This is a genomic window from Ruegeria sp. THAF33 (assembly GCF_009363615.1).
Lineage (GTDB): Bacteria > Pseudomonadota > Alphaproteobacteria > Rhodobacterales > Rhodobacteraceae > Ruegeria.
Genome location: NZ_CP045384.1, coordinates 2,333,268 through 2,353,766 on the forward strand (window position 1 = coordinate 2,333,268; position 20,499 = coordinate 2,353,766).

19 protein-coding genes are annotated in these 20,499 nt (G+C 59.5%); 7 read left to right on the forward strand and 12 right to left on the reverse strand.

Annotated elements, in window-relative coordinates; translation table 11 throughout:
* Nucleotides 1-30: 30 nt before the first annotated feature.
* The 5 genes from betA to FIU92_RS11685 all read right to left on the reverse strand — a co-directional run bounded on the left by betA (nt 31) and on the right by FIU92_RS11685 (nt 5,473).
* Nucleotides 31-1,689, reverse strand: a complete 1,659-nt coding sequence (betA, locus tag FIU92_RS11665; RefSeq protein WP_152458729.1) for a choline dehydrogenase — start codon at nt 1,687-1,689, stop codon at nt 31-33.
* 70 nt (nt 1,690-1,759) lie between these two features.
* Nucleotides 1,760-3,268, reverse strand: coding sequence for a choline-sulfatase (betC, locus tag FIU92_RS11670; RefSeq protein WP_152458730.1), 1,509 nt, complete (start codon nt 3,266-3,268; stop codon nt 1,760-1,762).
* Nucleotides 3,265-3,837, reverse strand: coding sequence for a transcriptional regulator BetI (betI, locus tag FIU92_RS11675; protein ID WP_152458731.1), 573 nt, complete (start codon nt 3,835-3,837; stop codon nt 3,265-3,267). Before betI ends, betC begins: the two co-directional genes overlap by 4 nt.
* An 87-nt stretch (nt 3,838-3,924) precedes the next feature.
* Complete coding sequence (locus tag FIU92_RS11680; RefSeq protein ID WP_152458732.1) at nt 3,925-4,833, reverse strand: DMT family transporter; 909 nt, start codon at nt 4,831-4,833, stop codon at nt 3,925-3,927.
* A gap of 40 nt (nt 4,834-4,873) precedes the next feature.
* Nucleotides 4,874-5,473 carry a LysE/ArgO family amino acid transporter gene (locus FIU92_RS11685; protein WP_152458733.1) on the reverse strand — a complete coding sequence of 200 codons (600 nt, stop codon included), beginning with the start codon at nt 5,471-5,473 and terminating at the stop codon, nt 4,874-4,876.
* 87 nt (nt 5,474-5,560) lie between these two features.
* Here FIU92_RS11685 and FIU92_RS11690 point away from each other — a divergent pair, with 87 nt between their 5' ends.
* Nucleotides 5,561-6,454 (forward strand): LysR family transcriptional regulator ArgP, encoded by an 894-nt coding sequence (locus tag FIU92_RS11690; RefSeq protein ID WP_152458734.1) that lies wholly within the window; start codon nt 5,561-5,563, stop codon nt 6,452-6,454.
* A 26-nt stretch (nt 6,455-6,480) separates the two neighbouring features.
* Nucleotides 6,481-7,170, forward strand: coding sequence for a nitroreductase family protein (locus tag FIU92_RS11695; RefSeq protein ID WP_152458735.1), 690 nt, complete (start codon nt 6,481-6,483; stop codon nt 7,168-7,170).
* Between the two features lie 11 nt (nt 7,171-7,181).
* Here the strand turns inward: FIU92_RS11695 and FIU92_RS11700 are convergent, their stop codons facing one another.
* Nucleotides 7,182-8,459, reverse strand: a complete 1,278-nt coding sequence (locus tag FIU92_RS11700; protein ID WP_152458736.1) for an MFS transporter — start codon at nt 8,457-8,459, stop codon at nt 7,182-7,184.
* Between the two features lie 149 nt (nt 8,460-8,608).
* Nucleotides 8,609-9,349, reverse strand: coding sequence for a YebC/PmpR family DNA-binding transcriptional regulator (locus tag FIU92_RS11705; protein ID WP_152458737.1), 741 nt, complete (start codon nt 9,347-9,349; stop codon nt 8,609-8,611).
* 110 nt (nt 9,350-9,459) lie between these two features.
* Between FIU92_RS11705 and FIU92_RS11710 the strand changes: the two genes are divergently transcribed.
* The 4 genes from FIU92_RS11710 to FIU92_RS11725 all read left to right on the forward strand — a co-directional run bounded on the left by FIU92_RS11710 (nt 9,460) and on the right by FIU92_RS11725 (nt 14,586).
* Entirely contained in the window at nt 9,460-11,232 is a 1,773-nt protein-coding gene (locus FIU92_RS11710; protein ID WP_152458738.1) for an SLC13 family permease, read from the forward strand.
* Between the two features lie 16 nt (nt 11,233-11,248).
* The gene (locus tag FIU92_RS11715; protein WP_152458739.1) at nt 11,249-11,983 is read left to right on the forward strand and encodes a glutamine amidotransferase; all 735 of its coding nucleotides are present in this window, start codon (nt 11,249-11,251) and stop codon (nt 11,981-11,983) included.
* 73 nt (nt 11,984-12,056) lie between these two features.
* Nucleotides 12,057-12,914, forward strand: a complete 858-nt coding sequence (locus tag FIU92_RS11720) for a bile acid:sodium symporter family protein (RefSeq protein ID WP_152458740.1) — start codon at nt 12,057-12,059, stop codon at nt 12,912-12,914.
* A 10-nt stretch (nt 12,915-12,924) separates the two neighbouring features.
* A complete protein-coding gene (locus tag FIU92_RS11725; RefSeq protein ID WP_152458741.1) occupies nt 12,925-14,586 on the forward strand; it encodes an FAD-binding dehydrogenase in 1,662 nt (553 codons plus the stop codon).
* A gap of 13 nt (nt 14,587-14,599) precedes the next feature.
* Here the strand turns inward: FIU92_RS11725 and FIU92_RS11730 are convergent, their stop codons facing one another.
* The 3 genes from FIU92_RS11730 to FIU92_RS11740 all read right to left on the reverse strand — a co-directional run bounded on the left by FIU92_RS11730 (nt 14,600) and on the right by FIU92_RS11740 (nt 18,114).
* A complete protein-coding gene (locus tag FIU92_RS11730) occupies nt 14,600-15,337 on the reverse strand; it encodes a YbaY family lipoprotein (protein WP_254705302.1) in 738 nt (245 codons plus the stop codon).
* A gap of 95 nt (nt 15,338-15,432) precedes the next feature.
* Nucleotides 15,433-17,211, reverse strand: a complete 1,779-nt coding sequence (locus tag FIU92_RS11735) for an SLC13 family permease (RefSeq protein ID WP_152458742.1) — start codon at nt 17,209-17,211, stop codon at nt 15,433-15,435.
* An 87-nt stretch (nt 17,212-17,298) separates the two neighbouring features.
* The gene (locus FIU92_RS11740; RefSeq protein WP_152458743.1) at nt 17,299-18,114 is read right to left on the reverse strand and encodes a TIGR00282 family metallophosphoesterase; all 816 of its coding nucleotides are present in this window, start codon (nt 18,112-18,114) and stop codon (nt 17,299-17,301) included.
* A gap of 133 nt (nt 18,115-18,247) precedes the next feature.
* Here FIU92_RS11740 and FIU92_RS11745 point away from each other — a divergent pair, with 133 nt between their 5' ends.
* Nucleotides 18,248-18,475 (forward strand): DUF333 domain-containing protein, encoded by a 228-nt coding sequence (locus tag FIU92_RS11745; protein WP_224853568.1) that lies wholly within the window; start codon nt 18,248-18,250, stop codon nt 18,473-18,475.
* Nucleotides 18,476-18,478: 3 nt separating this feature from the next.
* Here FIU92_RS11745 and FIU92_RS11750 read toward each other — a convergent pair whose 3' ends face one another.
* Both FIU92_RS11750 and mgtE read right to left on the reverse strand, forming a co-directional pair.
* Nucleotides 18,479-19,036, reverse strand: a complete 558-nt coding sequence (locus tag FIU92_RS11750) for a 5-formyltetrahydrofolate cyclo-ligase (protein ID WP_152458744.1) — start codon at nt 19,034-19,036, stop codon at nt 18,479-18,481.
* Nucleotides 19,033-20,427, reverse strand: a complete 1,395-nt coding sequence (mgtE, locus tag FIU92_RS11755; RefSeq protein WP_152458745.1) for a magnesium transporter — start codon at nt 20,425-20,427, stop codon at nt 19,033-19,035. Before mgtE ends, FIU92_RS11750 begins: the two co-directional genes overlap by 4 nt.
* Nucleotides 20,428-20,499 lie beyond the last annotated feature (72 nt).

Genomic DNA, 20,499 nt, shown 5'->3' on the forward strand with positions numbered 1-20,499 from the left:
GCGCATTCAACCGGGGGCCGTTTGGTAAGGTTAACGTTGAGCGGTTGCCCAGTTGGGGTGAATCCACGGACGATCATTGGCCTTCGGCAACGGATCTTTGCCCAAAAGCGAATCCGACACTTTTTCACCCACCATGATAGACGGCGCATTCAGGTTGCCGTTGGTGATCTGCGGAAAGACTGAACTGTCCGCAACGCGCAACCCGTCCACGCCGATGACACGGCCTTGGGGGTCGACTACCGCATTCTTGTCATCCGCGCGCCCCATCCGGCACGTACCGCAGGGGTGATAGGCGCTTTCCGCATGCTCCGCGATAAAGGCGTTCAGTTCTTCTTCCGTTTGGACAGCGGAACCGGGCTGAATTTCCTTGCCCGCAAAGGGCTTGAAGGCGGCTTGCCCAAAGATTTCGCGGGTCAGCCGGATACAGGTGCGGAAATCCTCCCAATCCTTTTCATGGCTCATGTAGTTGAACTTGATCACCGGCGCGTCTGCGGCTTGGGCTGAGCGCAATGTGACCGTCCCGCGTGACGGCGACCGCATCGGGCCGACATGCGCCTGGAACCCGTGCCCCTCGGCGGCGGCCTGCCCATCATAGCGCACGGCAATTGGCAGGAAGTGGTATTGAATGTCGGGATATTCCACGCCCGGTTTCGACCGGATGAACGCCGCGCTTTCGAACTGGTTCGATGCGCCCAATCCCGTTTTGGTAAACAGCCATTGCGCCCCGATCAGGCCCTTGCTGAACAGGTTCCAGTGCTTGTAGAGCGTGATCGGTTGCAGCGACGCCTGTTGGATATAAAGCTCCAGATGGTCCTGCAGGTTGGCACCAACCCCCGGGCGATCCGCCACGACGTCGATCCCATGCTCGGCCAGATGCGCCGCTGGGCCGATACCGGACAACATCAGCAGTTTGGGTGAATTGATCGACGATGCAGCAAGAACGACTTCGCGCCGGGCCTTGATGACCTCTTTCCTACCGCCGCGGATCAGTTCGACCCCTGTGGCGCGGCCGTTTTCCATGACAACCCGAGACGCAAGACCGCGCACGATATCGCAATTGTCGCGCTTGAGCGCGGGTTTCAGATAGGCATTCGCCGCAGACCAGCGCCGCCCTTTCCAGACGGTCTGTTCCATCGGGCCAAAGCCTTCCTGCTTTTCACCGTTGTAGTCGCCCGTGACTTCGTAACCGGCCTGCTGACCGGCGTCCACAAAGGCCTGAAACAACGGGTTCTCGCGCGGGCCGCGCGACACGTGCAACGGACCGTCAGTGCCGCGCCATGCCGGATCGCCCCCATGGCCGCCGTCGTGCCAGGTTTCCATCCGTTTGTAATAAGGCAAAACATCCGCGTAAGACCAACCGTCAGCCCCCATCTCGGCCCAGGTATCGAAATCGCGCGCGTGGCCGCGAACATAGACCATGCCATTGATCGAGGACGACCCGCCGATCACCTTGCCGCGCGGACAGGCCAGGCGACGGTTGTTCAGGTGCGGCTCGGGCTCGGACTGATAGCCCCAGTCATAGCGCGACATGTTCATCGGATAGCTCAGCGCCGCCGGCATCTGAATGAACGGCCCCATGTCGGTGCCGCCGTGTTCGATCACCAGAACCGAGGCCCCGGCCTCGCTCAGACGATATGCCATTGCGCAGCCTGCGGACCCTGCGCCGACGATGACAAAATCTGCTTCCATTTCCACAACTCCTGACCCGCCGAGAAGGTTGGATGCCTCCGGCGGGAGTATTTTCGAAAAGATGAAGAGGTTATTCGCCGCGCGGGAACCGGGCGCTTTCCTCGACGATGTTCAGATCCATGTGATTGCGCATGTAGCGTTCCGACGCTTTTTGCAGCGGCTGATAATCCCACGGGTAGTATCCGCCCTGCCGCAGCGCTTCGTACACAACCCAACGCCGAGCCTGGCTGGCACGGACTTCGGCATCGAAGCGATCCAGATCCCAACGGGCCTCGGATTTGGCACGCAGTGTTTGCAACGTGCCTGCGTGTTCGGGGCTGTCTGCCAGATTGTTCAGTTCGTGCGGGTCGGCCTCAAGATCAAACAACTGATCAGGGTCCAGCGCACAGCGGTTGTATTTCCACTTGCCATATCGCAGCGAGACCAGCGGCGCGTAGGATGCCTCGGCCGCGTATTCCATGGCCACCGGTGTGGTTCGTTCTTCGCCCAGTGCCAACGGCACGAGGTTTTCGCCATCGGTCCACGGGGCGATCTCGGCCATGTCTACGCCGGCCAGCGCCCCCAGGGTCGGCGTTACGTCTATTGTCGATACCGGAGCATCTATCCGGCCGGCGGGCAGATCAGGCGAGGCGATCATCAGCGGCACACGCGCCGAGCCTTCGTAGAAGTTCATCTTGAACCACAGCCCGCGTTCGCCCAGCATGTCGCCGTGATCCGAAACGAACAGGATGATCGCCTCTTGCCGGGTGGTTTCCAGCACTTCGAGGATTTCGCCGATCTTGTCGTCCAGATAGGAAATATTGGCGAAATAGGCGCGACGCGACTTTCGGATATCTTCTTGGGTGATGTCGAAACTGCGCCAGTCATTGGCATCGAAGATGCGCTTGGCGTGGGGGTCCTGATTGTCATAACCCAGATCGGCGACTTCGGGCAGCAGATGTGCGCAATCTTCGTAAAGGTCCCAGTATTTGCGGCGGGCAACATATGGGTCATGGGGGTGCGTGAAGCTGACGGTCACGCACCACGGGCGGTCATCCTTGCCGCGTGCCAGATCATAAAGCTTGGCCTTGGCGTTATAGGCGACCTCGTCGTCATATTCCATCTGGTTGGAAATCTCGGCGACGCCCGCGCCGGTGACGGACCCCATGTTGTGATACCACCAGTCGATGCGTTCACCCGGCTTGCGGTAATCCGGGGTCCAGCCGAAATCGGCCGGGTAGATGTCGGTGGTCAGGCGGTCTTCGAACCCGTGCAGCTGATCGGGGCCGACGAAATGCATCTTGCCCGACAAACAGGTGTAATAGCCCGCGCGGCGCAGGTGATGCGCGTATGTGGGGATATCGCTGCGAAATTCGGCCGCGTTGTCATAGACGCCGGTGCGCGACGGCAATTGACCGGACATGAAGCTGGCCCGCCCGGGCGCGCACAAGGGCGACGCCGTGTAAGCGTTGGCAAATCGGGTCGACCGTTTCGCCAGTTTCTTCAGGTTCGGAGCGTGAAGCCAATCAGCGGGACCGTCTGGAAAGAGAGTCCCGTTGAGCTGATCCACCATCAGGATCAGAATGTTCGGTTTTGTCATTTTTCAGCCTCGAGCAGAGTGTTGAGCACACGCATCGCGTGGTTCACGGCCAGTTGCGGTTCTTCAGGGGCGCTGAGTGCGGCGCGGATGTACAGACCGTCAATCAGGGCAACCATGTTCTCGGCCGCCTCTTGCGGGTCAACCAACTTGTGCCGCAGGGCGTGGGTCAGATTGGATTTGATGCGGGCTTGATAGATCTGCCACAGGCGTAGGGCGTCATCATTGGTCTGAGCCAACACATAGAAGGTCATCCAGGCCGCGATCACATCGGGTGTGAAACAAGAAGGCGCAAAACACGCCCTGACGATCGCCTGCGCCCTTTCGTCCGGCGCAGCCGCTTTCAGCTCGCCCCTTGCTTCTTCGCCGAAGTCCGACAGGATCCGGCGCATGGCGGCCAGAAAGATCTGATCCTTGCCGCCGAAATAGTGGTGCGCCAGCGCGCTGGACATTCCCGCACGTTTGGCAATCTGACTGACGGTCACATCAAGGGATTTCTTCAAGCCCAGCTCAGCGATTGTTGCGCGAACAATCGCATCCCGGCGGATTGGCTCCATTCCGACTTTTGGCATCGTTCTCCCCTTGAGCAGGCGTCACGGGACCACGCTAGGGGGTTTTTATTGACTCGTCAATTAATGAAAAATCAGGGAGCGGTGTCGTTATAGCTTCGGCGCAATACTCGGCGGCGTCAAGTCCTTGCGGTTCAACACGAATTCGCGCCATGAGATAAAGCTCACGGCGGCAAGGATCAGCGTGCCGCCCGCGACAACCCAAACGTCAACGCTTTCATGGAAAACCGCGGCGCCCAGGATCGTGGCCCATATCAACTGAAGAAACGTCACCGGCTGCGTGACGGCCACCGGCGCCGCCTGAAGCGCCAGGGTCATGAAATAGTGCCCGGCGGTCGCAAAGCTGGCCACCAGAAAAAGAACTCCGATATCCCGCAGGCTTGGCTGCGTCCAAACGGCGATCGCAAAGGGTATCAAGGCAATGGTCACCCAGATCGACAGATGTGCCACAACGACGGCGGGCGGTACGTCACGCACCAAAATCTTGGCCAATAAATACGACCCCCCAAGGGTCAGGGCCGTTCCCAGCATGGCCAGATGGCCTGATGACACTTCGCGAAACCCGGGCCGCAGGATGATCAGGACGCCAATCAGAGCGACCAGAATCGCAGCAATCCGGCGAAAGGCCAGCTTTTCGCCCAAAAACAGGGCCGCCCCCAATGTGACGTAAACCGGCGTCATGTAATTCATGGCTGTAACTTCGGCCAGTGGGATCTGTGTCATCGCAAAGAACCAGAGCATGACCGCAACCGCATGCACGACGCCTCGCAGACCGAATAGCGTCAGCAGGCGGGGGGTCAGATGCGTCGCCATGATCGACCGCATGGCCGGCAACAGAAACACCAACCCCAGCACATATCGCAGAAAGGCGGCCTGGATGGAATTCATCGATGTGCCCAGCGACTTCACCAGCGCGGTCATCACAACAAAGGACAAGCCGGCGGCGAACATCCAGAACATGCCGGCAAGCGGGCGGGATGATACGGTGGATGAAGTCATGTTCAAGGTTGAACACCGAAACCCGGCCGGGAACAACCCTTCACATGGTAACAAGTTTCAGCGCGATACCCAACATGACCACGCCAATCCCTGCATCCAACACCTGCCACGCCCTGGGGCGCGCAAAAACAGGCGACAGGATGCTTGCCCCATAGCCAAGCGAAAAGAAGAAAACAAAGCTGGATGTCATCGCGCCGAGGGCGAAACCAAGCCGGTCGTCATATGGGGCCGAGATCGAACCGATCAGCACAACCGTATCCAGATATACATGCGGGTTCAGCCAGGTGAACGCGAAAACCGTCAGCAGCGCAGCCTTGAGGCTGGTTCGCTTGCCATTGCCGATTTCCATCACCGAACCACCCAGCCAGGACGACCGAAGACTGCGCAGGCCATACCAGATCAGGAATGCCGCCCCACCGTATCGCATCACGGTTTCGAACCAGGGTGCGGCCTGTGCCAGGGTGCCAAAACCTGCCACGCCTGCTCCGATCAGGATGGCATCAGACACCGCGCAGGTCAGGCACAGAACAAACACATGCTCGCGCCGCAAGCCCTGCCTCAGAATAAAGGCGTTCTGCGCCCCGATGGCGAGGATCAGGCTGAAACCCAGCGCGAAACCGGCGATCACGGATGTAGGCATGGTACCTCCTGCGTTGCCATTGCGTTGACTAATGGTCGCGATACGATCTATCAAATTAAAGATGTTGCCCTCAGTTAAGTTTTGCTAATGCTACTGGACCCTCACCAATTGGCCGCTTTGTCAGCAATCCTGCGCCATGGCAGCTTTGATGCGGCGGCGGCGGAACTGGCTGTAACCCCTTCGGCGATATCCCAGCGGATAAAAGCGCTGGAGGATCGCGTGGGCGCCTCGCTCATCCATCGGGGAACCCCTTGCACCGGAACGCCAGCCGGGCAGCGCATCGCACGTTACGCCGAAGATGTCGGTTTGCTGGAAGCGCAGCTGGCTCGGGAATTGACTCTGGCACAAGAACCCGGGTCCGCGCGGGTTCGCGTTGCGGTACCCGCCGACATTCTGGCCACCTGGTTCATTGACGCGATGGCGCGGGTGCCCGACATGCTGTTCGACCTTGTGATCGACGATCAGGACCATTCGGCGGACTGGCTGAGGCGCGGCGAGGTCAGCGCCGCCGTCACCGTCGGCGGACAAACAGTGAGCGGTTGCGACGCGATTGAGCTGGGCGTGTTGAGATATCTGCCCACCGCCAGCCCGAAATTTGTCAACACCTGGTTCAAGAACGGCGTGACCGAGGAAACCCTCAGCAAGGCGCCTTGCCTTGTCTTCAACAGGAAGGACGGTCTGCAAAAAGCGTGGATCGCACATCACACCGGCAAACATCTGTCACCGCCTTTCCACTTCCTGCCATCTTCGCAAGGGTTCGTTGATGCCGCAGTCGCCGGAATTGGCTGGGGCATGAACCCCGCAGCCCTTGCGCAAGACGCCATGGCGCGTGGGCTGCTGAGCCCGATCGTTCCCGATGCGCCACTGGACATCGCGCTCAGCTGGCAGGTCGGGCGGGTTCTTGCCCCGGCGCTCAAACCCCTTACACAAGCGGTCCAGCATGCTGCGCAACGGGTTTTGCTACCATCACAAGGCAAATAGTTAGACTCATTCGATTGGAGGAACCAATGTTCTCGCGCGACGCCCTCAGTTATGACCCCATTCCCCTGCCCGACCGATGCGAGATCAGTGATGCTGACATGCAGGACGCGGCTGTGGCTTTCTTTGAAAAGATGCGGCGGCGTCATACCGTTCGGGATTTCTCTACGCGCCCGGTGGCTCGTGATGTGATCGAAACCTGCCTGCGCACCGCGGGAACGGCCCCGTCAGGTGCAAACCACCAGCCCTGGCATTTTGCTTCCGTCTCGGACCCCAAGCTGAAACTGCGCATCCGCGAGGAAGCCGAAGAAGAAGAGCGTCGCTTTTACGCGGGAGGGGCGGGCGATGAATGGATCAAGGCTCTGGAACCCATCGGGACAAACGCGGTCAAGGAACATCTGACCGTCGCCCCGTGGCTGATCGTGGTCTTTGCCCAACGCTGGGGGCAATTCGAAGACGGGACGCGGTACAAGAATTACTACGTGCCGGAAAGTGTGAACATTGCCACCGGCTTTCTGCTGGCGGCATTGCATCACGCCGGTCTCAGCACGTTGACACATACCCCGAACCCGATGCGGTTTCTGACCGATGCGCTGGGTCGGCCCGCTTCAGAGAAACCGACAATGATCATAGCAGTTGGACATCCCTCGGAAACCGCGACCGTGCCGTCCGTTGCAAAGCTGAAAAAGCCCCTGGACGAGATTTCTTCCTTTTTCTGAGCGGAGCCGCATCAGCCCTGTGTGCCAGAGGCGTCCTTTCGGTCCGGCAACATTGTCAGGTAGCATGTCACGCAGGCCACCAGGCTGACTGCGACTATGAACGCGACGGCCAATACAACCTCGTGCATATGGGCGACTGCGGCCAAGGCCGCCGAAAGCAGCACCGCCAACAAACGGGTAAAAGACTTGATCGCCGCTGATCCCTGAACGCGCTGTTCCTTGGGTGCGACGTCCAGGAAATAGAGCTTGCGCGCGCTGCTGATCCCGGTCACCGCAACGGTGACGACAAACAGCGCGATCGCGTGCAGATGCACGTCGTGATCGATACCCAAGTAGTGAAATGCCAGAAGAACACCGCCGGTTGCGGCCACCATCAGTGTCCCGACCACCATTACGGCACGATGAGACTTCATGTTCACGACCTGCCACAAAGGCCCGGACACAAGATAGCCCGAAGCAGATGAAACAATCATCGCGGTCAGTCCCTTGGCCGAGCTGTGATGCGCCTCGGCCGCGATCAGCGCGAAGAACGGGACAGAAAGCGAAACAGCCACCAAAAACATTCGCATGACCATGTAACGCCGAAACCACGAGTATTCGAACATGCCAAGAATACCCCGGGCATTGGCCTTGAACGACAGCTTTGCTTTGGGTCCGGTCTTGTTTGCCGGCTCCGCCGAGCGGGCATTCTCAGTCATGGCCAGCATCAAAAGCCCTGACAGCATGAAAAACGCAACCGATACACCGATCATGGTTGAGTGGCGCGAAAAAGGTGGGTTTTCCTTGGTGATCTGATGCACCAACATGGCAAGACCGATGGCGCACAGGCCTCCGCCCCCAAGTTGCAGGTAATGCAGGACCATGCGCGAACGCGAGTGGACATGATCGCCCAGCAGATCGGTGAACATCAGGTTCTGCACCTCGTCCACAAGGCCGATCACGAAAAAGACCGCCACGAAAACCACTGCGATCAACGGAACGACCCCGGTCGCGGCGGCCGCCATTGCCAGGACCAGACAGGATCCGATGATCGCTTCGGTCAGAGCGATTGCGCGTTTCTTTTGCGATTTCGCCGCGACGGATTGCGCCAGAAAGAAATCGGAAATCATGCTGCCAATCATTCGCACCGAAACCAGCGCGCCCGCCACGAACATCGGCAGTTCGAATGACACGGCCAGAAACGGCAAAACCACCGATGGGCTGCCCAGAGTCCACGCAACCTGAGACACGATACTCTGCCCAGCAAGAACCGGCACGTTTCGCTTGGCCTTTTCAGCAGTCGCATCCATCGTGGATCTTTCGGTGGCGTTGTCTCGAAAATTCCGGGTTTTTCCAGCCTATGCGTTTCGAAGGGTTCAGCCAACAACTCTTCGAAACTGTCCGAAAACGAAAAAACCCGGCGGTTGAGCCGGGTTTCGCCGTCAAGATCCGCAACGGCTCAGAGCTGTGCCATCACCTCATCCGAGGCTTCGAAATTGGTCGTGACACGCTGTACGTCGTCATCGTCTTCCAGCGCATCCACCAGCTTCATCAGCTTTTGCATGTCTTCCAGACCCAGCTCGGTCGTGGTGGTCGGCTTCCAGACCAATTTGGTGGATTCCGATTCACCCAGCGCAGCTTCCAACGCGTTCGAAACGTCGTTCAGATCCGTATCCGCACACCAGATGATGTGGCCATCCTCTGAACTTTCGACATCTTCCGCGCCGGCCTCAATGGCGGCTTCGAATATGGTGTCTGCGTCACCCGCCGTTGCCGGGTAAATCACTTCGCCCTTGCGTTCAAACATGAACCCGACCGAGCCCGTCTCGCCCAGATTGCCGCCGTTCTTGGAAAAGGTCGAACGCACGGTCGACGCGGTGCGGTTGCGGTTGTCCGTCATGGTTTCAACAATCACGGCCACGCCGTTGGGGCCATAGCCCTCGTAGCGGATTTCTTCGTAATCGTCGCCTTCACCGGCGGTGGACTTTTTGATCGCGCGGTCAATCACATCCTTGGGAACCGAGTTAGACTTGGCCTCTTTCACGGCCAGACGCAAGCGCGGGTTCTTGTCGGGATCGGGGTCGCCCATCTTGGCGGCAACGGTGATCTCTTTCGACAGTTTGGAAAACAGTTTGGACCGCGCGGCGTCCTGACGCCCCTTGCGGTGCTGGATATTGGCCCATTTTGAGTGGCCTGCCATAATGCGTCCTCGTCATCGTGATTGCGTGTTCGGCGCTCATATAGACGTTTGCAGGGGGCAGGATCAAGAGAGCGGCTTGCGACGGCTTCACCGGCTAGTATGGTGACGACATGACGACAGACCAGATCATTCTTTTTGCGCTTTTCATCACCGTCTTCGGAATGCTGCTGTGGGGCCGGTTTCGATACGACCTTGTGGCCTTTGCCGCGCTGATGATCGGCGTCGTGCTGGGCGTCGTGCCCGTGGATGGCGCCTTTGCCGGGTTCGGCCATCCCGCAACCATCATCGTGGCGCTGGTTTTGGTGGTTTCTGCCGGTTTGGTCCGATCAGGCGCAGTGTTCCTGATCACCCGCACGCTGGTTGATGCCTCGCGGGGCTTGGGTGCGCATATCGCCCTTATGGGTGGGATCGGCGCGGTTCTGTCGGCCTTCATGAACAACGTGGCGGCGCTGGCGCTGCTGATGCCCGTGGACATCCAGACCGCACGCAAGGCCGGACGATCGGTGGGCCTGTCGCTGATGCCGCTGAGCTTTGCCACCATTCTCGGCGGGATGGCGACGCTGATCGGGACCCCCCCGAACATCATCATAGCGTCGATCCGGGCCGAAACACTGGGCGAGCCGTTTCACATGTTCGATTTTGCCCCGGTCGGTGGGCTGGCCGCGATCGCCGGTCTTGCCTTTGTCGCACTGGTAGGCTGGCGTCTGATCCCCGATCGCGGACCGCAGGCCGAGACATCGGAAACCTTGGCCGAATACATCGCCGAGCTGACCGTTCCCCCAGAATCCGCCCATATCGGCAAACGGGTCAGTGAACTTTTTGAGTTGGCCGAGAAATCGGATGTGGCCATCATCGGTTTAATCCGGGATGGCAAGCGTCGCTATGGCCGGTCGGCGCACGCCGTTTTGCAGGAAGGTGACGCGCTGGTTCTGGAAGCCCGACCCGAGGCGCTGGACGAGTTTCGCGCAGCGCTCAATCTCGACTTCTCGGACACGCGCCGGCAGGAATTGCTGACGGCCGAGGGTGACGGGTTGGAAGTGATTGAAGTCGTCGTGCCGGAAAGCGCGCGCATCACAGGCCGCACCGCACAAGGGCTTGGGCTGGCCTGGCGGCAAAGCACCGTTCTGATGGGCATCTCACGCCAGGGGCGCAGGATCACTGAACAGGTCCGCAAGACCGAGGTGGAACCGGGCGATATCCTGCTGCTGCTCTGCCCCCGCGACCGCGCTGCGGATGTCACGGAATGGCTGGGTTGCCTGCCCCTTGCCGGACGCGGGCTGAACGTTACTGCAAATGACAAGGCATGGCTGGCCATCGGTCTGTTTGCCGCCGCTGTTTTGGCCGCAAGTGTTGGGTTGATCTACCTTCCCATTGCTTTGGGGCTGGTCGTGATTGCTTATGTGCTGACCAAGATCATGCCGATCACCGACATTTACAATCACATCGAATGGCCGGTGGTCGTACTGCTGGGGTCTATGATCCCCCTGGGCAGTGCCTTGGAGACCTCGGGCGGCACCGAACTGATCGCAAACGCCCTGATTCAACTGACCGATGGTCTGCCCGCCTGGGCCATTCTGACCGTATTGATGGTTGTCACGATGACTTTGTCGGACGTGTTGAACAACACTGCCACTGCTATTGTCGCCGCGCCTGTCGGGATACAAATGGCACGCACGCTCGAGGTGTCACCCGACCCGTTCCTGATGACCGTGGCCGTTGCGGCTTCGGCTGCGTTCCTTACCCCCATCGGGCACAAGAACAACACGCTGGTTCTAGGGCCCGGCGGCTATCGGTTCGGAGATTACTGGCGCATGGGATTGCCGCTGGAAGTGCTGATCATAGCCGTTTCTGTTCCCGCCATTCTTGTATTCTGGCCGCTGTGACGGGTAAAGGCTGCGTATGAAACCGTTTTTGATCCTGCAACTGCGCCCCGAAACAGATGCGTCCGATGCCGAATATGCCTCGATCCTGAACCGGAGCGGGTTGTCTCCTGAACAGACGCATCGCATCCGTTTGGATTGCGACGACCTGCCAGAAGGGTTGGATGTCACGGACTATGCCGGTGTCATCGTAGGCGGCGGACCGGGATGCGTCAGTGACGACCCGGCGACCAAATCCCCGCTGGATGCCCGGATCGAGGCTGCGATCATGGGGTTGATGCCGCAGATCATCGCGCAAGATCACCCGTTCATGGGCTGCTGCTATGGCCTTGGCATTCTGGCGGCGTATCTGGGCGGCGACGTCAGCAAGGCCCGGTATGGCGAACCCGTTGGGTCATCCACGTGCCATTTGACCCCGGAAGGGCAGCGGGATCCGTTGACCGCCGGGTTGGAACCCACCTTCGACGCTTTCGTTGGCCACAAGGAAGCGGTTCAGGCTCTGCCGAAAGGATGCGTTCACCTTGTCGCGTCAGACCCCTGCCCGTTCCAGATGATCCGTTGGGCGCAGAACGTATACGCCACGCAGTTCCACCCCGAAGCAGACGCCAGGGATTTTGAACAGCGCATCAATATCTACAAGAACCACGGCTATTTCCCGCCTGAAGACGCGCAAAAACTAATCGACCACTGCCATTCGGCCGATGTCACGCAGCCGGGCGAGATCCTGCGCCGGTTCGTCCGACGATACGAATGACCCAACGGCGCGGTTGCCTGCGCCTTGCCCCCTCGCATAGGCTGATCTGACGCAACTTTGGGAGGAGTTGTCCTTGGATTTGCTTTTGAATGTCGGCTTGCCGGTGTCGCTTGCCATTATCATGTTGTCTCTTGGCATCGGGCTGGAGGTGGCAGACTTCCGTCGTGTCCTGAGCCGGCGACGCGCCTTTGCCATCGGGGCGGCAAGCCAGATTGTTCTCTTGCCAGTCGCGGCCTTCGTGACGGTCACAATCTTTGCATTGCCCCCCGAGATCGCGGTTGGTTTCATGCTGCTCAGTTTTTGCCCGGGCGGCGTAACCAGCAACATCCTCTCCAAGCTCGCCAAAGCCGATGTCGCACTTTCGGTCAGCCTGACCGCCGTGATCAGCCTTTTGTCGATGGTGACCGTGCCAATACTGGCCGCGTGGTCGATCGCGCATTTCATGGGCGACGAAGCCCCCGAGGTTTCGATCACCGGGCTGGCTGTTGCATTGTTTCTGATAACAACGCTTCCCGTGGGCATCGGGGTCGGAGTTCGCAACTTTGCAACAGGGTTTGCAAACCGCGTAGAGCCGGGATTGTCGACGCTCGCGACCGTTTTGTTCGTGCTGATCGTTGCCGCGGCACTGGCCGGGAACTGGCAATTGTTCGTCGACAATCTTGGCATCATGGGCGCAGGCTTGATTTCTTTGAATATCGCCCTGCTGTTCATCGGGTTGGGACTGGCGCGGATATCAAACCTGTCCTGGAATGAGTGCAAGACGATCTCGATCGAAACCGGAATTCAAAACTCCACGCTGGGCATTACACTGGCGGCGCTGATCACGAATACCGAAAGCGGGTTCAGCCCGCTGGCCCTGCCCTCGGCGGTTTATGGCATTACGATGTACGCCGTGGTTCTGCCGTTTCTTGTCTGGTTCCGCAGGCGCTGAAAGGACCGTTATGACAAACAACACTGCTGATGCGATCGTAATCGGTGCTGGTCTGGCCGGATTGGCCGCCGCAGCCGAACTGGGCGACCGAGGCAAAAAGGTAATAATACTCGATCAGGAACCAGAAGGTTTTCTGGGCGGTCAGGCCTTCTGGAGCCTGGGTGGCCTGTTCATGGTCGACACGCCTGAACAACGCCGCATGGGTATCCGCGACAGCCACGATCTGGCGTTGCGCGACTGGATGGGAAGCGCACAGTTTGACCGCGAAGAAGACACCTGGCCCCGCAAATGGGCCGAGGCCTATATCGAGTTCGCCGCCGGTGAAATGCGACCCTGGCTGCATGACATGGGCCTGCGCTGGTTTCCGGTCGTGGGCTGGGCTGAACGTGGCGGGTCTTATGCAAACGGGCATGGCAATTCCGTCCCGCGCTTTCACATCACCTGGGGCACCGGACCCGGCGTGCTGGAGCACTTCATCCGCCGGGTCCGCGCCCATGTCAGCGCCGGTCTGATCCAGCTGAAGTTCCGCCATCAGGTCAGCCATATCATCATGCAGAACGGCGAGGCCAAGGGCGTCTCGGGCGAGGTTCTGGCCGATGACGCGGCCCCGCGCGGCGCCAAGACCAACCGTGACGAGGTGGGCGAGTTCGAGGTCTATGCACCGTCGGTCGTCGTCACCTCGGGCGGGATTGGTGGCAATTTCGAAATGGTGCGCCAGAATTGGCCCCGCGACCGCCTGGGCGAACCGCCCAAGGACATGGTGGCGGGTGTGCCCTTCCATGTGGATGGTCGGATGATCGCCATCAGCGAAAAGGCCGGTGGCCATGTCATCAACGGCGACCGCATGTGGCATTACACCGAAGGCGTGCGCAACTGGGATCCGATCTGGCCCGACCATGGCATTCGCATCCTGCCCGGCCCCAGCTCGATGTGGTTCGACGCGCGCGGAAACCGGTTGCAGCCCCCCTGCCTGCCCGGGTTCGACACGCTGGGCACCCTGCGCGAAATCCTGAACACCGGCTATGAATACAGTTGGTTCGTCCTGACACAGAAGGTCATCAAGAAGGAATTCGCCCTGTCCGGGTCTGAACAGAACCCCGATTTCACGTCAGGCAGCTGGAAGGAAGTGATCCGGCAGCGCATCCTGTCGGGGTCGAAAGCCACCGGACCGGTCGAGGCGTTCAAGGAAAAGGGCGAGGATTTCGTCGTCGCCAACACGTTGACCGAACTGGTGAGCGGCATGAACCATCTGGGCGGGGGTCTGATCGACGAGGCGCATCTGCGCGCCCAGATCGAAGCACGGGATTCACAGGTGGACAATCCGTTCTCAAAAGATGCGCAGATGATGGCGATCCTGGCGGCGCGCAACTATCGCGGCGACAAGCTGATCCGCACCGCCAAACCGCACAAGTTCCTGGACCCCAGGAATGGCCCGCTGATCGCGGTCAAGCTGCACGTGCTGACCCGCAAGACACTGGGCGGTTTGCAGACCAATCTGGACAGTCAGATGATTGGCACCGATGGTCAGGTTGTGCCGGGCCTGTTCGCGGCCGGCGAAGTCGCCGGGTTCGGTGGCGGTGGTTATCACGGTTACAACGCGCTTGAGGGAACTTTCCTGGGCGGCTGCATCTTTTCGGGTCGCAACGCCGGACGATCGAGGGCCATCGCGTGACAGCCCTGCCCTATTACTTGCGCATCATTTTGATCACCGGCTCACCCTGAGCATCCAGCAAGGCCAGCGCGTTGCCTTGCATCGCGAAGGTCGTGACACTTTGCATCGCCTTGAGAAACTGCCGCTCGACCTCATTCAGCGGGGGTGGGCAAGCCATGAGCGTTGCAGCCATATTGTCCGGGAACGCAATCCGATTGTCAGAAATCTCGGCCTGGCCACTGAACCGGTTGCAACCGCCGCTGCCTGAAAATGCCCCGCCCTGCCCAAAAGCAAGTTCAGGACGTTTCTCTGTCTCGACAGCCGCACCATTGAGGCCCGAAGCGACCCATTCGGTGTTTTCCAGCATCGCGGCACCTTGGTGTTGCACCTGTATCATCAGCAGGTCAGCAGAATTCTCGGCCCCATGTGTCAGTACCGGATAAACGGTATCGGTGGTGAACAACAGCTTTTGCCCCTGCATGACCGAAGCACGCACGGCGTATCTGCGCCCGTCCTGAATCAATGCGTCATCATAGGTCAGTTCGAACTGCGCCGGCACACCGGTCAAGGCGTATCTCTTCGCGGCAAGCGTTTCGGCCGGCGCATCCGCCAATGAGATATCCTGAAGCTCGACGAACAAGGTCGTGTCAGGCGGAAGCGCAATACGCTCTCGGTAGGTTGCAGTTCCTTCGACGGTTCCGGCAAGCGATGCGCCGCTCAAAACGGTGGCGAAAGCAACCGCAGGAAACATGGTGCGGCCGAATGTCAGCATGGCAGTACCCCTTAAAGTAATATTTCTACAAAAGATTGCTGTTCATCCGACATTTACAAGTACGCCGCGGATAAAGCGGCAATTCTGTGCCAATGTCATAACGGCCAGATCAACGGGATCAGCAGAGACGCCAACAATCCGACCGTCAGGTTCAGCGGCACACCGACCTTCATGAAGTCGGTGAACCTGTAGCCCCCGGGGCCATAGACCATCATGTTCGTCTGGTATCCGATCGGAGTAGCAAAAGATGCCGAAGCCGCCACCATGACCGCGACGACCAGTGGGCGCGGATCTATTCCGACCGCCTGAGCCAGACCGATGGCGATCGGGGTGACCACAACCGCCACGGCGTTGTTGGAAACCAGTTCGGTCAGCACCGAGGTCAGCAGGTAAATCGCCCAGATAATGAGGAATGGCGGCAAGACACTGAGCCCCGGCGCAACGGCCTCGACGATCAGAGAAACCGCGCCCGAGCTGTCCAGCGCGGCCCCTATGCCCAGCATCGCGAAGATCAATGCCAACAGGCGACCTTCCACAAAAGAAAATGCCTCATCCGCATCGATACAGCGGGTCAGCAGAACCACGGCGCAGGCCACAATCGACAACAACAGGATGGGCGCAATGCCCAGCGCGGCAAGGGCAACAATCCCTACAAGAGCCCCAATCGCAATCGGTGCATGGCTTCGACGGAAGGCACGAGCCGACGGCTGGGTGACGTCCACCATGTCCATTTCCGCCGCCAGCCGCTGGATATCCGCCGGGGCACCTTCCAAAAGCAGCGTATCCCCAACCCTAACCACCAAGTCATCCAGTTGACGGCCGATATTCTGGTTGCGACGGTGCACCGCCAGCACGTAAACGCCATAACGACGCCGAAGCCGCATCATTCCAAGGGTCCGCCCCACCATCCGGCAACCGGGCGTGATCAGCACCTCAACCGTCTTGGTTTCAACGGCAGACACCTGGTCCACGCGCTTGAGTTCCTTGTTGCTTTGCAAGCTCAACAACTCGGTCATCTCGGTTCGCAACACGACACGGTCGCCGACCCGCAGTTCGACGCCCTTGAGGTTTCGCCGCAGGGATTCATCCCCTCGGAGAACATCGATCAAGCGTACACCCGGCCGCTTGAACAGTTGAACTCCTGTCACTTCGCGCCCGATCAGGTTGCTGTCCGGCGGAATGACGGCCTCGGTAAAGAACTTCATCTTGGACCGATCACTGAGCAGCGACGCCATGCTGTCCCGCTCGGGCAACAGTTTGGGCGCGATGAACCGCAAATAGATCATGCCGTAGATCACCAGCGCGATCCCCAGCGGCGTGACTTCGAAAATCGTAAAGGGTTTCATCCCCTGCGCGCGGGCCACACCATCGACCAGCAGGTTGGTAGACGTGCCGATCAATGTCAGCGTGCCGCCCAGAATAGCCGCATAACTCAGCGGAATCAGCAATTTGGACGCGGGAACATTCAGGGTGCGGGCGATTTGCACAAAGACCGGTATCATCACCACGACCACTGGCGTATTCGAAACCACCGCCGAGGCCAGCACGACAAACCCCATGAGCAATGCGATGGCGATACGCGGATTCACCTGAGCCTGCTTTTGCGCGGTCGAGGTGAACGAATCCAGGGCTCCGGTCCGCACCAAAGCACCCATGATGATGAACATCGCGGCAATCGTCCAGGGTGCCGGGTTGGACAGAACTGCAAGCGCGTTTTGATAGGGCAGAATGCCGGTTACAAGCATCAGTGAGACACCGCCAATGGCCACGACCTCGGTCGGATAAACCTCGCGCAGGAACATGATGAACATGCCCGCAACGATGACCAGCGCCAGAACCGCGCTTCCTGTGTCTGTCAGTGAAAGGAAATTCATTCGTGGTATTCTGTCCGAACCCGGGCCCAAGCGCCTGATGACATGCAGTTTCACGCATTGCGCCCGACAGAGCAAGCCTGACGATGATTACTCGGGCCCGGCTTGTTCCAGACGCCCTGCGACGCGCACCATACGCACGGTTTTGGCCTGTCCGTCACGATCGTCGGTTTCCACGAACACGCCGCTCAGTGTGGCTTCGCCGTTTGCTGGGGTAAAGCGCGCCTTGGGCATGCCGGTGATGAACCGTCGCATGGGCTCCTGCTTGTCCATGCCGATGACCGAATCGTAATCTCCGCACATGCCGGCATCGGTCAAATAAGCGGTGCCACCCGGCAGAATCTGGGAATCAGCCGTCGGGACATGGGTATGCGTTCCCACCACAAGGCTTGCACGTTTGTCGCAGTAGTGCCCCATCGCCATCTTCTCGGACGTCGCCTCGCAATGCATGTCCACGATGATCGCCTGCGCCTGTCCGCCTCTGGGATGGGATTTCAGGATCGGTTCGATAGCCGAGAACGGATCGTCGAACGGGCGTTTCATAAAGACCTGACCCAGCACCTGAACCACCAGAACCTTGCGCCCCCCCGGGGCCGTGAACAGCCGATGACCCCGCCCCGGCGCGCCCTTGGCGAAGTTCACGGGTCGTACGATGCGCTGTTCCTTCTCGATGAATTGCAGCATGTCTTTCTGGTCGAACGCATGATCGCCCAGCGTCAGGCAATCCGCTCCGGCGTCGAGCAACAGCCTGGCGTGATCTCCGCTCAGCCCCATGCCGTTCGACGCGTTTTCGCCATTGACCACGACAAAATCCAGCCGCCATTCGTCGCGCAGGCGCGGCAAATGCTGCTGAACGGCCGCGCGGCCCGCGCGCCCCATGACATCACCAAGAAACAGAATCCTCATGATCCGGGTCGTAGGGGCTGTACTGGGCAATAACAAGGCGGAAGCGTGAAATTAACGGCAGACTTGGGGGTTGAAATCAAATTCTGCCGTGGCAATGTTTCGATACGTCTCTTGAATACAGAAGGAATTCTGCGTGAAGTCGTCAATTGTTCTGACCGGCTGCCTTTTGGCTGCAACTGCTGCCGCTGCCGAAGGCACCAAGACATCCATGCCCAACCCCGCCGCGACCTTTTGCATTGAAAACGACGGGACCTACCAGCTTCGTAAAAACGAAGACGGCAGTGTCTATGGCGTCTGCATCCTGAAGGACGGCACCGAGGTGGATGCCTGGGACTATTTGCGCAGCCATTTCGAACAGTAGCAGCTAGAAGGTCAGCACGCGGCTTTCCGTGACAACCATGTCCAGCGGTTGGTCGGTTGGCTCGAGCGGCAGGTCCGCAGCCTCTTGCGCATCAAAAGCAAACCCGATGGCAAGCGTCGGGCGTTTGGCGCGCAAGCCTTCCAGCGTTCGGTCATAAAACCCGCCGCCATACCCCAGGCGGCCACCATTTGCGTCGAAGGCGACCAGTGGAACGATCAGAATTTCGGGGTCGAAATAGTCATCCACCTGGGGCACTTTTGCACCGAACGGGCCATCCTTGAGCACACCGTCCGGCGTCCAGCGAGAGAACTTCAGCGGCTGACCGGCTGCCTGGATGACAGGCACACCCACCGGGCCATAAGCCGATGCTTCGGCCATCGCGGGCACCGGGTCGATCTCGGTCCGGATCGGCATGTATCCTGACAGGGGCACGCCGCGATGTCCTGCCAGAACCTCGGACAAGCGCCCGGCTGCACCCGGCAGGCGGGCATCAAACGCGGCCTTGCGGCGGGCAAAGGCCGCTTTGCGCGCTGCGGCTTTGATTTCAGTCAGATCGGTCACAGTAGCACCACGCTGGCAAGCCCAAGAAATATGAAGAAACCCATGACATCCGTCGTGGTTGTCACAAAGGTTCCCGATGCCAGCGCAGGGTCGATGCCCAAGCGGTCCAGCAAGACAGGTACTACCGTACCTGCGAACCCGGCGATGATCATATTCACGACCAAGGCCGCCCCGATCACGACACCCAGCAGCGGGGAATCGAACCACAGCATCCCCACGGTCCCCAACACGATGGCAAAACAGAGCCCGTTCAACATCCCCACCAGCAGTTCCCGCCTGATAACACGCATCACGTTTGAATTTGTCAGGTCGCGCGTCGCCAGCGCACGCACCGCCACGGTGAGCGATTGTGTTCCCGCATTGCCCCCCATTGACGCAACGATCGGCATCAGGATGGCCAGCGCGACCAGTTGATCAATCGCCGCCTCGAATTGCGAAATCACCAAAGAAGCACAGATCGCCGTGCACAGGTTCACAGCCAACCAGGGCAACCTTCGCCGGCTGGTTGCCGCCACACTGTCGGACAACGAGCTTTCGTCGCCTACGCCGGCAAGACGCAGGATGTCCTCTTCGTGTTCTTCATCCAGAACGACCATCGCGTCGTCAATGGTGATGACACCGACCAAACGGCCATCCGCATCCACCACCGGGGCCGAGATCAGGTGATACTGGTTGAAGGCATAAGCCACGTCTTCCTCATCCTGATCGACGGGGATGATGTGAAACTCTTCTTCTGCCAGATCAATCAGCGGCACTTCACGCCGCGCCGCCATAAGCTTGCCCAACGTCACCTGAGCAACCGGTTTCAGGCGCGGATCGACCAGAACGACGTGATAGAACTGTTCGGGCAAATCATCATTGGCGCGCATGAAGTCGATGGCTTGCCCAACGCTCCAATGTTCGGGCGCCATGACGACTTCCCGCTGCATGAGACGACCGGCCGAGTTCTCGGGGTAGGACAGTGCCTGCTCGGCTGCGATCCTTTCGGAATCCTCCAATGCGTCCAGAATGGTTTCCTGCTGCGGTTCCTCAAGGTCTTCCAGCAGGTCAACGACATCGTCGCTTTCCATCTCGCGCACGGCTTCGGCCAGAACATCCGGGTTCAGAACCGAGATCACCTCTTCACGAACCGATTCATCCAGTTCAGACAGGATGTCGCCGTCGAACTCTTTGTCGTACAGGCGGATCAGGCGCGCCCGGTCAAACGGATTGATCTGTTCAAGAAGGTCTGCAATGTCGGCCGAGTGCAGCGGCTCCATCAACTCAACCAGCTTGTCGCGGTCGTCTATATCCACCGCGTACAGGATCGCCGCAACTGCCTTGGGGTCCAACGCATAGGCGTCTTCATCCCGGGGCTGATCGTGTCCGGCTTCGTCTTTGCCCGTCGTCATGCTCTGCCCCTTTTTTACGATTTGCTCCTAAATAGAAGAAGCAGCTACCGGAAAACAATGACAATGCGCCGA